A 13,037-nucleotide genomic window follows, 5' to 3' on the forward strand; every position below is an offset into this window, starting at 1 on the left:
GTTGTAAGCGTACTTTCAAAATTATCATTGGGATGACCTACAAACAATTCTCCATCTATATCACTAACCCATTTTACAGTGAAATCGACCGGGGAAACACTTAAGTTTCCTGAAAGTGCTATTTTTCCTTTAAAAAATTTTTGCCCGGTTGGAATTTCATACACACCATGAACGCCATTATTATGAAAGGAAAAGTCTCTATCCTTAAGCGGGAGGATAATACCAACATTTATATTTGCTTGAACTTCTTCAACAGTAGGTCCACTTTCCTCTGGATTACAGGCAACAGCTAATAATAATACTAATGCAAAGTAAAAATAAGTTTTCATAGGTTAGGTAATATTATTAAGTTTACAAATATACGCACAACTACTTTCTATTTTAATGATTATTTTTTTAATTGAGAATATCCATAATCTCCGCCACAAAATAATTGATGACAACACGTAAGTAGAAATAGATTAATCAACATTTTTATTTTTATTGTTTCTTTTTTCTACGTTCGTATTACTGTCAATGAGCACGTACTTTGCAATGTTCTGAATTACACAAAAGGGCCATATTAGCAAAAGGCAGCCTTTTTCCCAACTTTTAAATATGCCTTATACGGCTGATGTGTTTTTCTTCAAAATACTCAAAAACTCTCCTCTCGGAATTTCTCGACAACCCAAACTATCTAAATGGTCGTTGTAAATCTGGCAATCTAATAAATTATACTGGTTTGTTTTTAGATAATTTACCAACGAAATAAACGCCATTTTCGAAGCATTACTCAATTTCGAAAACATACTTTCGCCACAAAAAACAGGAAACATATCTACACCGTACAATCCGCCAACTAAAGTGTCGTTTTGCCAAACCTCAACAGATATCGCTTTGCCTAATTCATTAAGTTTACAATAGGATTCAATCATTTCATCAGTAATCCAAGTGCCGTATTGTCCTTCTCGCTTTATGGCTTGACAATTTTGAATGACTTCCCGAAAAGCTTTGTTGAAAGTCACTTGAAAAATATTTTTATTAATAATATTTCGCATACTGTGAGAAACTATCAATTCCTCTAGAAATAAAACCATTCTTTGCCTTGGCGACCACCACATGATGGGCTCACCCTCTTCGAACCAAGGAAAAATTCCGCTTTCGTAAGCCAATAATAATCTTTCGGTAGATAAATCGCCACCAATAGCCAAAAGCCCATCGGGCGTGGATTCGTTTGTGTTTGGAAAAGATAAGTCTTGGGTCAAAAAATGCATAATAAATAACAATTTCAAATCAATATCAAAAAACAAAAGTCATTCTGAACTAGTGATTCTCAAATTAAGACAATACACATTATTCAGAATGACTTCTTTGCTCTTTCTTTTTACTTCTATTCTCTAGAACTAGAAAGGTAAATCGTCGTGCTCTTCTTCTTTAAAGCTTGCCGCTGGTTCAAATGTTTCAGCTGATGGCATTGGCGGCGATTGTGTACTTGGTGCTTGTGCAGCAGCCAAACGCTCTATTCTCCAACCTTTTATACTATTGAAATATTTAGTTTCTCCTTGTGGATTTACCCATTCTCTACCACCTAAATTAATAGATACTTTTACATCTTCTCCAACATTGTAGCTGTTTAATAAATCAGCTTTATCTTGAACAAATTCTATCATTATCGATTGTGGATATTGCTCATCTGTGGTTACAACCAATTCTCTTTTTTTAAATGAGGCACTAATTTGTTGTTCTGCCCCAACCACTTTAATTTTTCCTGTAACTTCCATAACTTATCGTTTTGCTAATAATACTTTCCATGCCGAAAGTACGTCTTGATTATTCAAATATTCTTTTGCTTTCAACTGCACTTTTTGCTCATCATCTGAACTTAAAACACCTTTTACGGCAAAATTTTCGTGTACAAATATAGTAATTTCTTCTTCAGTTGGCAAGGCTTCAATATTTCCTAACATACCCAAATCATTTCCATCAAAAATGGCACTTTCTTTAATAAAATTTGGAATATTATCTACCCCAATCCCTAGTGTTATCAATGGTTTTGGCACTTCAAACAAACCTTGATTGGAACGAGAATACCAGTTTCCACCCAATCTCGACACTAAATCGATTTTATATTGGTCAATTGCTCCTTTTTCATCCAAAATTTCTTCATTAATATGAATACGAACTACTTCACAAATAATTAAATTTCCTGCGCCGCCTTCTTGACCCAATTCGATAATTTCGTTGACTTTACATTCAAACTGAACAGGCGATTCTGCCACACGAAAAGGTTTTACAACATCGGAAGCAATAGGTGTTAAACCAGCTTTTAGAAATTCGTTAATACCTTCAGCATATTCGGTACTGGACAATGAGGTTTGTTGTACGATGTCGTAATTTACTACATTTATAACTACTTCGCGAGTCGCCTTTGCGTTTTCTAAAGTGTGTTTTGTGGTATTGTCGCGCACTCTTCTTGCTGGTGAAAAAATAAGAATAGGCGGATTGGCGCTAAAAACATTAAAAAAACTAAATGGTGATAAATTTGGGTTTCCATCAGCATCTATTGTGCTTGCAAAAGCAATAGGTCTTGGGCTTACAGCGCCTTGCAAATAGCCTTGTAGTTGCGCTGTAGTGATATCTTTTGGAGAAATGCTGAGCATAATTGTTTGTTTTGTACAAAAATAAGAAAAGCAATCGAATAGAAATAATTATACTAAATCATTAATGTCTTTTTTCATATATTTATACACTCAAGAAAAAATATGCAGTTTTCTAATCGAAAAAATACAACCCGCTGGGTTCTAATCCTCTCCTCGTTCCTTATCACTGTGCTGATTTTGTGGAATACCTATACTTTTTTTCAAATTTTTAAAAATGAGGAACGCTTAAAAATAGAATTATGGGCTGAAGCACAAAAAAGCATCAACAATGCTACTTCAGATACTGATCTTGATCTGCCGTTTCAGATTATTTCAAACAACAGTACTATTCCAATTTTATTAACCAATCAGAAAGATAGTATTCTTCAATCTATAAATATTGACGAAACCATTATCAAAGATTCGATAAAAGCAAAAGCACTTTTAAAAAGCTTCAAAAACGCCAACAAGCGTGTAGAAATGGAGTATGTAAAAGGGAAATTTCATTATTTGTACTACACAAATTCTCCATTGCTAAACAAATTAAAATATTATCCTATTGCCTTATTATTAATAATTTTCTTGTTTGGCGCTTTGGTCTACAACTATTATAAAACCAATAAAATTTCTGGACAAAACAAACTTTGGGCAGGAATGGCAAAGGAAACGGCCCATCAAATAGGAACACCATTGTCATCGCTCATTGGTTGGGTCGAAATTATGAAAGCCGATAATGTAGACGAAACGACAGTAGAAGAAATTGAAAAAGACATACATCGATTGTTAAATATTACCGATCGCTTTTCTAAAATAGGTTCGGAACCTGTTTTGGAAGAAAAAGATTTGGTCGAAGAAACCCAAAAAGCGTTCGAATATTTGCAGTCTAGATTTTCTAAACAAGTTATTTTTACGTTTAAAGCACCTCAGCATCAAATCCCAATTTCAATAAACCCAACCTTACATAGTTGGACGATAGAAAACCTAGTAAAAAACGCTATTGATGCCATGAAAGGTCGCGGTTCTATTGATGTAACCATTGAAGATGATGGAAAAATTGCAAAAATAAAAGTAACAGATTCTGGAAAAGGAATTCCTAAAAACCAATTTAAAACTATCTTTGAACCGGGTTTTACAACCAAAAAAAGAGGCTGGGGATTGGGCCTTTCGTTAACCAAAAGAATTGTGGAAGAATACCACAATGGTCGAATAAGAGTTTTGCATTCTGAAATAAATAAAGGAACAACAATTCAAATAAGTTATAAACGATGAATTTAGTTGTTTTTAACACAAAAGGCGCTAAAGAAAAATTTAGAAAATATTAGTTTAAAACTTAGAAAAACTTTTGTGCCTTTTGTGGTTAATTTTTTTACATCCTAAATTTATACAAAAAATAAAAAACGCATGAATTTAAGTTATTGGGAACTCAAAAATTGGTTTACAAATGTAGATTATACGATTGTGGGAAGCGGAATTGTTGGGCTTCACACTGCGTTGCGTTTACGTGAAAAATTTCCTGAAAGCAAAATTATAATCCTAGAAAAAGGAATGTTACCTGAAGGTGCAAGCACTAAAAATGCAGGCTTTGCTTGTTTTGGAAGCTTGTCGGAAATCATCGACGATTTAAAATCACACACAGAAGAAGAAGTTATTCAACTCGTACAAAAACGTTGGCAAGGTTTGCAATTACTTAGAAAAAATCTTACTGACGAAGCAATAGATTTTAAGCCTTTCGGAGGATATGAATTGTTTCTAAAAAAAGACGAATCTACTTATAACGAGTGTTTACAAAAATTACCTTTCATTAATGATATTTTAAAACCAATTTTCAAAGCTGATGTTTTCGAGAAGAACATCGACCGATTTGGTTTCAACAACATACAGGAATATACGATTTTCAATCCGTTTGAAGCTCAAATAGATACCGGAAACATGATGCAAGCTTTATTAAAAAAAGCACAATCTAATGGAATTTTAGTTTTGAATAATCAGACTGTTTCTAGCTTTAATGACAATGCAAATGGTGTAGAAATTCAAGTAAACGATTATAGTTTTACAACAAAAAAACTACTTTTTGCTACCAATGGTTTTGCTGGTGAATTAACAAACAATGCAGTGAAACCTGCTAGAGCACAAGTTTTAATCACAGAACCTATTCCGAATTTAGATATAAAAGGCACTTTTCACTTAGACAAAGGGTATTATTATTTCAGGAATATAAATGATAGAATATTATTTGGTGGCGGCAGAAACCTTGATTTTGAAGGAGAAAACACGTCACAATTTGGCCAAACAGAAATAATACAAAATAAACTAGAAGAAATTCTAAAAACAGTAATTTTGCCCAACACCGATTTCAAAATCGCACATCGTTGGTCTGGGATTATGGGCTTAGGTAATAGCAAAAGACCAATCGTAGAACAATTATCAGAAAACGTATATTGTGGCGTAAGGTTAGGGGGAATGGGTGTAGCCATAGGAAGTTTAGTAGGACAAGAATTAGCAGATTTAATATAATGGCGACAAAAAAAGTAACAAAACCTAAAGTAAAATCAAAGCCAACTCCTAAAAAAGAAAACACCAGTTTTTGGAGTAAATTAAAACGATTTGTTTTCAAATTTATTATGTGGTTCGTAGGACTTTCAGTACTTATGGTTATCATTTTTAGATTTGTTCCTGTGTTTTACACACCACTTATGGCAATTCGGGCGTTAGAACATAATGCCGATGGAAAAGATATGGTTTGTAGTCACGAATGGATGCCAATCGAAGACATTTCGATGAATTTGCAAAAAGCAGTAGTAGCTAGTGAAGATGGTTATTTCTTGAAACACAATGGTTTCGATTTTAGTGCTATGAACAAGGCTTTTAAAAGCAATTTGAAAGGGAAAAAACTAAAAGGAGGCAGTACCATTTCGCAACAAACTGCGAAAAATGTTTTCTTATGGCAAGGACGTAGTTATTTAAGAAAAGCTTTAGAAGCCTATTTTACTGTTCTTATCGAGCTTTTTTGGGGTAAAGAACGCATCATGGAAGTCTATCTTAACAGCATCGAAATGGGTGATGGTGTATATGGTGCCCAAGCTGCAAGCAAACACTGGTTTCACAAAAGCGCAAAGAATTTAACCAAATACGAGGCGGCTTCAATCGCTGCAATCCTTCCAAATCCTAGAAAATACAAGGCAACCAATTCTTCTTCTTATGTAGAAAGAAGAAAAAATAAAACCATAAGAGTTATGCGTCAAGTTGGACAGTTAGAGTATTAAAAACCGACAATAAACACTGCTTTATAAATTGACATAAAATATAAATTATGACTTATAAGTTTTTTACAACTATTTGCTTTCTAATGATTCAAATGGCTTTTGGACAAAACAATCCAACCGAACAAGAATTAAAAAAGAAAAATCAAGAAGCAATAATTGAAGAATTTGTAACTAATGGCGCCGAAAAATACAACTATAATTATCAAATGGCCGAATGGCAAAATATTTTAGATCAAGGACTTAAAAAAGATAGTACCATTGCTTATTTATGGCAACAAAAAGCGATGCCATATTTTAAAGCTAAGAAATATGAAGTTGGAATGATTTATATCGACAAAGCTGTACAATATAATCCTGAAAGATGGCAATCTTATAGAGCATTTATAAAATGTATTTTTGCAAAAACCTATAAAGAAGCGATTATTGACTTTGAAGATTGCAAGAAAAAGTTTGGAAATAATTACGTCATGGATCACACCTATAACTTTTATATTGGTTTGTCCTTTTTGCAACTTAATGAATTTTCAAAAGCCGAAATACTCTTCAAAGATTACATAGAGGATATCTATAAAAACAGGCAAGGATTAGAACATCCAACAGCTCTTTTTTATTATGGAATTTCAAAATATGAGCAAAAAAAATGGAACGAAGCAATAGTTGAGTTTGACAAAGCACTAAAAATATACCCAAATTTCTCTGATGCTAAATATTATAAAGCTGTTTGTTTATCAAGGTTAGAAGACAAACAGGAAAATATTTCTAAATTATATGATGAAGCAAAAGAAGACGCAAAAAAAGGATATACAATCAATGAAGACAATACTATTTATGAAACGTATCCGTACCAAAAACGATGGAAAAACTAAGAATTCGAATACCAATCCATTCTTTTTTTAAACCAAATTCATTTTTAATAAATAATAAAAAGAGAGAGACTATTTAATCGCATTAAAAACGATATGAGGAACTTTTTACATATTGTTTTTATTGTTTATTTCAACGTCATAGGAGTATAAATTTTATTCACACATCATAAATTATAGGGTTAAAACACTTAATAAAAACAGGTTTTTTCCCTGTTATAAAAACAATAAATAGCTAAATATTTGTATCAACAAACAATTAAAATATTTAACTATGAAAACAATACTCTACCTCGTTTTGATTGTGTTAATTAGCGGATGTTCAGTTATAAAAACTTTGGATAATTTGCCAGACACAGTAAATAAGACAGAAAATTTAATTGATGACGCTATTGCGGAAATTTCAACCCAATCTAGTAGTTGGCAAACTACTTTACAGAAATTAGAGAATAAATTAGTTGATGATGCTCAAAGTACTATTAAAACAGAAGTACAACAATTAGCCAACAGAACTATTGCTGCAAGCGGAATTGAACTACGCTGTAATTCTGATTTCTTAGGGACTCGTGTTATTCAGGGATTACAACGAATTAAAGCAGAGTTATTAAATCAATCTATTCCTGAAAGAAAACCAGTTTTCTGTCAAGTAATTCCATCCGAAATACGCATGTCTTTAGCACCTGACAGAAGGGATAAAATTGACATTACTGGTTATGATTTTGATAATCAACCCAATTTAAAATTATTTTTATATTCAAATGGCCAAAAAACAGCCCTTACTCAATATATTAACAGACTTACTCATTATCAAATTGTCCTTAATCTGGGTAATAATGGCGTTACATTAAATCAAAATAGTGATAGGATCACTTTAGAATATAACAACCAAGAATTATCATCTATTGCAGTTATTCAACCTCAAATTCCAAATTGTGAAATTGAAGATTATTCTATTCCTACATCAACATTAACATTTATTCCTCCTCATATTCAAGGCGATACAGATTTTTTCGGACATGGACCAAGAATTGACTCTGATGTTAATGCTTTTATTGAAAATAATACAATAAAAGTCAGAGTGTATATGAAAGCACAAGAAACTGCTTGGGATAACACTAAAGCTGAAGGTTTTAATGTTTTTACTCTATACACAGCTCCTTCCAATAGAAAGATTATAAGTATTGTAAGCGACGATTCTTCTTCACAAAGCTATACAGATGGAAACCTTGAAGCAGATTATTTTCAACAAGGATCTGGAGAGCTTGTAAAACGTTTTGTTTTTACTGGAGATACAGCTTGGGGTGGGGAATCAGGAACAAAAACTAAGGTAGATGTAGAACTAAATAGGCTTACTATACGCTTAAAACAAGTGGGTAATTGTATAGATTAATTTTCAGGAAGTTAACATTCAAAAAATGCTTCATAAATTAAACCATGATTATGGAATAAGAGCCAATAAATCTAGCTAGTAAACTTAAATTCTGCAAGGCTTTAATACTTGTTTATTTGAGACATATTGCGTGGATAAAATGGATAAATCTGTGTAAATTTTTTAGAATGTGAAAGGCAAGTACGCTAAAGTCATGGTTTTATATGATTGCACACATTTTAACTATAATGAATACAATAATTTTTTGGCTACATTTTTGATAAGGATTTAAGAAGAAAACCGTTAACTTTCTTAAAAATTGTCCTTATGAAAAACGCACTCGTTTATTTCTCTCTTTTATTTTTTGCCGTTTCTTGTAAAGACGCAGCTGCTGAAGCTCCTTCTAAAGTTGTAATGATGGATATGGCGGCTCCAGTCACAGAAGAAGCGGCTCCAGCAATGGAAGTAGCAGCATCTGCTGAAGCAATTGTTGTAAATTCTCCTCAAAAAACATCCGAAACTAAAATAATCAAAACTGGAAATCTTCGTTTCGAAAGCTCTGATTTAGAAAGTTCTTTTCAAACGATTCAAAAATCAGTTACAAAACATAAAGCCATCATTCAAAATGACAATTCTGGCAAAGATGATTATTCAGTTTACCGAAATTTTACAATTAGAATTCCAAATCAAGATTTTGATGCTTTTATTAGCGAAATAAGTCAAGGTGTTTCCCATTTTGACAGAAAAGAAATCTCACAACAAGATGTAACCGAAGAGTTTATTGATATTGAAGCCAGAATGAATGCAAAAAAGAAACTCGAAGCACGTTATCTTCAATTGCTAACCAAAGCCAATAAAGTTTCGGAAATGCTAGAAATAGAAAAACAACTAGCCGAAATTCGTGAAGAAATAGAAGCCAAAGAAGGTCAGCTAAAGTATATGCAAAGTCAAGTTTCTATGAGCACTGTTAGTATCGAAATGTATACGAACAATGCTTCCCAAAGTGGCATTACAGTTTCTTATGGAGGCAAAATCTGGAATGAGATAAAATCAGGTTTCAACGGATTATCAAGTTTTCTGTTAGGAATCATCGGCGTTTGGCCATTTATTATTATTTTCGTGTTACTATTTATCTTTATCAAACGAAGATTTAAGAAAAAAACAGAATAAAAATGATTACACTTTTTAAGAAAAAATATATAATTCCAGTAATAGCAAGTGGTTTCTTATTTGTAGGAGTAAGTTTCAAAGAAGATTTTTTTGAAATTGCCAAACAAATAGAAATTTTTACCACATTGTTTAAAACCGTCAATATGAATTATGTTGACGAAACAAATCCTGGTGAATTAATGGATAAAGCCATTAAAAACATGTTGGTAGAACTAGATCCATACACCGTATATTTTAACGAGCAAGATGTAGCCAAGTTTAAAATAAATAATACTGGAGAATATACTGGGATTGGCGCCATGGTTACCCGAAAAAATGGTAAACTTATCATTCGCGAACCATACAAGAATTACCCTGCAGACAAAGCTGGACTAAAAGCTGGAGACGAAATTATTCAAATTGGCGATGTGAATTTAGCCGATTTTAAAGAAGATGCATCACAACTCCTAAAAGGTGGTAAAAATGCTAAATTAGATCTAAAATACAAACGAAACGGCGAAGTAAAAACAACACAATTAATACTTGAAGAAGTAGATGTAAAAGCGGTTCCGTATTTTGGAAAATTAGACGACAAAACAGGTTACATCGTTTTAGATAAATTTAATGCAAAAGCATCATCAGAAACTAAAAATGCTTTAGAAAAACTAAAAGAACAAGGCGCCACACAAATTATTTTAGATTTACGTGGAAACCCTGGTGGTTTGTTAAGTGAAGCGGTAAATGTTTGTAATTTATTTGTACCCAATAACGAAATTATTGTTACCACAAAATCCCACATTGCCAAACATAACAATACTTATAAAACGTCAAGAAACCCTGTAGATACTGAAATTCCGTTGGCAATTATTGTAGATGGTCACAGTGCTTCGGCTAGTGAAATCGTGGCTGGTGCTTTGCAAGATTTAGATAGAGCAGTCGTTATAGGAAGCCGAAGTTTTGGAAAAGGATTGGTGCAACGCCCTATCGATTTAACGTATGGAACCCAACTAAAAGTTACTATCTCTAGATATTACACTCCTTCAGGAAGATGTATTCAGGCACTAGATTATTCTAAAAAAGATGCAAACGGAAAAGCCATTCGTACTGAAGCAAAAAATTATAATACTTTTAAAACCAGAAAAGGCAGACCTGTTTACGATGGTGGTGGCGTTTTACCAGATGTAGAACTCGAAGAAACAAAAACCAATACTATTATTGATGCATTAGTAAAAAACGATGCGATTTTTAATTTTGCGACACAATATTATTATAAAAACACAGCTCTTGGCGACAAGATCCCAACACTAACAGATGCAGATTTTGCAGATTTTACTTAATGGCTTCATCGGTTTGGGCTTTATTGATTTCTTTGACCAATTCGTCGGGAATATCAATAAAAAACAAACGGGGAATGGAAGTCAACTGATATTTTTTAGTAATGGGTTTCAAGCCCGGAACGATAGGCACATTAATACCTGCTTTTCTGCACTCGTCCACGTATTGAAAATACTTTTTATTGTTGAAAAACATTTGCGTAACGATATAATTGGCGCCTGCATCCACCTTTTCTTTGGTATAATCTAAGTCTGTTTTTAAGCTCGGCGCTTCAAAATGCTTTTCTGGATAACCTGCAATGCCAATACAGAAATTGGTTTTTTCACCATTGGATATGTTGGGGTCAAGATACTTTCCACAATTCATATCGGCTACTTGTTTCACCAAGTCGAGCGCATAAGCATGCCCTTCGGGATGAGGGAGAAATTTGTCCTCAAATTTGGCGGCATCCCCTCTCAATGCCAATACATTATTGACATTCAAAAAATTCAAATCAATCAAAGCATTTTCCGTTTCTTCTTTCGAGAAGCCCCCACATATCAAATGGGGCACAGCATCTACGCCGTAGCGGTGCATGATGGCGGCGCAAATACCGACAGTACCCGGGCGTTTGCGGATAGCCGTTTTTTCATAATAGCCACTGGGGCGTTTGCGGTATATAAATTCTTCACGGTGATAGGTGACATCAATGAAGGGTGGTTTAAATTCCATTAAGGGGTCAAGCGTATTAAAAATGGCTTGCATAGATCCTCCTTTTAGCGGCGGTAATACTTCAAATGAAATTAAGGTATTGTCCTTTGCCGCTTCAAAATAGTCGGTTACTTTCATAAATGTTTGGCTTGTAAAAAAAATATGGTTAAAAGAAGTGCAAATTTACAAGAACTCCCACACTAATTAATCGTATAAACGGAGAAATAAATAAAAAAATCTCTTTACTATGCAATATCACAGGAATCGGGTATTTTTTCATTTTTAAAATTACTAATATGTTACTTGAATTAGCTACATATTGCTATTTAAGCGACGTTATTAAACAGTTAAGATTATTTTTGCCCTACTTTTTATATAAAAACCCTCTACATTAAATGTCACAAATCAATGACTTTAAAAGAAAAAGGCAGGCAATAAGGCACTCCCCTTGCATACCTTATTGCAATCATTACCATAAAAAAATGTAAAACAATGAAAGCTAAATCAATTATTTCAAGAAGTACAACATCGCTGGAAAGCAACTTGCTCAATTTGCTAAAAGACGGTTATCGCCCCACATTAGGCATCGTCTTTTGTTCTTCAAAACAAGATTTTAAAGAAATTAGCTCAATTTTTGACAACTGCGGCATTGATCTACTCGGGTGCACAACGGCTGGTGAAATTACGGATGATACTTTAACAGAAAACTCTATTTCCTGTTTATTAATGGACATATCGAAGGATAAATATCGCCTTCATTTTGTTCGGAATACGGAGGGGGTCCTTGAAACAGGTTCTACTTTACGACAATTTGCGCAAGAAGCTTTTACAAACCCTGCCATGATAGTGTGTTCAGCAGGGGTTTTAAACGATGGAGAGAAGGTTGTGGAGGGTTTGAGACAAGGCACACAGCGTGAAATTCCACTTTTTGGCGGTTTGGCAGGTGACGATTTGCAGATTTTGAATACGCATATTTTCACCCGCAAAGAATATACAAATGATGGCATGGCGGCTATCGTGTTTGATAATGACAAAGTTGAAATCAAGGGCTTGGCTACCAGTGGCTGGGAGGCTTTAGGCTCTGAAAACACCGTAACACATGCGCAAGGCAATACTATTTATACCATCAATAACGAACCAGCTTTAGACTTTTTCGTCCGCTTTTTTGGCGCTAAAGAAGATATGGACATGAAAGGTAAGCCGCTTTCTACGGTTTCAGCGCAATATCCTTTGCAAGTGATGCGCGATACGGATTATGCGGTCTTACGCAGCCCCATTTATGGGGATGAAAACAACCGTTCTTTAACCTTGGTAGGCAGCATAAAAGAAGGGGATAAATTCCGTTTCTCTATTTCACCGGGTATAGAAGTTATTGAAAAAACAGTAGCAGAGTTTCAGTCTTTTAAAAATGAAATACCCGATGTGGATGCCCTTATCCTGTTTTCTTGCAAAGGTCGTCATGCTGCTTTGGGTCCTTTTATTGAAGATGAAATTAAAGGCATTTATGAACAATGGAATAAGCCCATGATTGGTTTTCTAAGCTATGGTGAAATCGGCAATTTGGGCAATGGCGTTTGTGAATTTCACAATGGAACGTGTTGTTTGGTGACTATAAAAGAAAGAAATTAGTAACTGTTTGGCACACGTAGCTTCGGCTTTAGCCGAAGCTACGTGTAATGTGGATAAAATAAGAATTAAAACGAATTAAACGCTCTAAATTTTACTATCCGTTATGAAAGATATTTTTCAG

General features: G+C 33.8%; 12 protein-coding genes and 1 pseudogene. 8 read left to right on the forward strand and 5 right to left on the reverse strand.

Annotation, left to right across the window (positions count from 1 at the left end):
- From ACHZC3_RS04920 to ACHZC3_RS04935, 4 genes are all read right to left on the reverse strand, one after another.
- Positions 1-329 (reverse strand): hypothetical protein (locus tag ACHZC3_RS04920; protein WP_394758766.1); only part of this gene is annotated, 329 nt, incomplete at its 3' end.
- 273 nt (positions 330-602) lie between these two features.
- Positions 603-1,253 (reverse strand): leucyl/phenylalanyl-tRNA--protein transferase, encoded by a 651-nt coding sequence (gene aat, locus ACHZC3_RS04925; RefSeq protein WP_394758767.1) that lies wholly within the window; start codon positions 1,251-1,253, stop codon positions 603-605.
- 129 nt (positions 1,254-1,382) lie between these two features.
- Positions 1,383-1,760 carry a DUF3127 domain-containing protein gene (locus ACHZC3_RS04930; RefSeq protein WP_394758768.1) on the reverse strand — a complete coding sequence of 126 codons (378 nt, stop codon included), beginning with the start codon at positions 1,758-1,760 and terminating at the stop codon, positions 1,383-1,385.
- Between the two features lie 3 nt (positions 1,761-1,763).
- A complete protein-coding gene (locus ACHZC3_RS04935; protein WP_394758769.1) occupies positions 1,764-2,639 on the reverse strand; it encodes a flavin reductase family protein in 876 nt (291 codons plus the stop codon).
- A 102-nt stretch (positions 2,640-2,741) separates the two neighbouring features.
- Between ACHZC3_RS04935 and ACHZC3_RS04940 the strand changes: the two genes are divergently transcribed.
- The 7 genes and pseudogenes from ACHZC3_RS04940 to ACHZC3_RS04970 all read left to right on the forward strand — a co-directional run.
- Positions 2,742-3,887: a sensor histidine kinase gene (locus ACHZC3_RS04940; RefSeq protein WP_394758770.1), complete on the forward strand. Its 1,146-nt coding sequence runs from the start codon at positions 2,742-2,744 to the stop codon at positions 3,885-3,887.
- A 132-nt stretch (positions 3,888-4,019) separates the two neighbouring features.
- Entirely contained in the window at positions 4,020-5,132 is a 1,113-nt protein-coding gene (locus ACHZC3_RS04945; protein WP_394758771.1) for an NAD(P)/FAD-dependent oxidoreductase, read from the forward strand.
- A complete protein-coding gene (gene mtgA / locus ACHZC3_RS04950) occupies positions 5,132-5,881 on the forward strand; it encodes a monofunctional biosynthetic peptidoglycan transglycosylase (RefSeq protein ID WP_394758772.1) in 750 nt (249 codons plus the stop codon). The genes ACHZC3_RS04945 and mtgA overlap by 1 nt, the downstream gene beginning before the upstream one ends.
- A 47-nt stretch (positions 5,882-5,928) precedes the next feature.
- Complete coding sequence (locus ACHZC3_RS04955) at positions 5,929-6,747, forward strand: tetratricopeptide repeat protein (RefSeq protein WP_394758773.1); 819 nt, start codon at positions 5,929-5,931, stop codon at positions 6,745-6,747.
- A gap of 271 nt (positions 6,748-7,018) precedes the next feature.
- The gene (locus ACHZC3_RS04960) at positions 7,019-8,134 is read left to right on the forward strand and encodes a hypothetical protein (RefSeq protein ID WP_394758774.1); all 1,116 of its coding nucleotides are present in this window, start codon (positions 7,019-7,021) and stop codon (positions 8,132-8,134) included.
- Between the two features lie 306 nt (positions 8,135-8,440).
- The gene (locus ACHZC3_RS04965) at positions 8,441-9,283 is read left to right on the forward strand and encodes a DUF4349 domain-containing protein (protein ID WP_394758775.1); all 843 of its coding nucleotides are present in this window, start codon (positions 8,441-8,443) and stop codon (positions 9,281-9,283) included.
- 2 nt (positions 9,284-9,285) lie between these two features.
- Positions 9,286-10,593: pseudogene (locus ACHZC3_RS04970) on the forward strand (S41 family peptidase); the annotation flags it as partial.
- Here ACHZC3_RS04970 and ACHZC3_RS04975 read toward each other — a convergent pair.
- A complete protein-coding gene (locus ACHZC3_RS04975) occupies positions 10,592-11,425 on the reverse strand; it encodes a methylenetetrahydrofolate reductase (protein ID WP_394758776.1) in 834 nt (277 codons plus the stop codon). The pseudogene ACHZC3_RS04970 and the gene ACHZC3_RS04975 sit on opposite strands and share 2 nt — an antisense overlap.
- A 354-nt stretch (positions 11,426-11,779) precedes the next feature.
- Between ACHZC3_RS04975 and ACHZC3_RS04980 the strand changes: the two genes are divergently transcribed.
- Positions 11,780-12,916 carry an FIST signal transduction protein gene (locus ACHZC3_RS04980; RefSeq protein ID WP_394758777.1) on the forward strand — a complete coding sequence of 379 codons (1,137 nt, stop codon included), beginning with the start codon at positions 11,780-11,782 and terminating at the stop codon, positions 12,914-12,916.
- The last annotated feature ends 121 nt before the right edge of the window (positions 12,917-13,037 follow it).

Source organism: Flavobacterium sp. (genome assembly GCF_043720215.1).
Lineage (GTDB): Bacteria > Bacteroidota > Bacteroidia > Flavobacteriales > Flavobacteriaceae > Flavobacterium.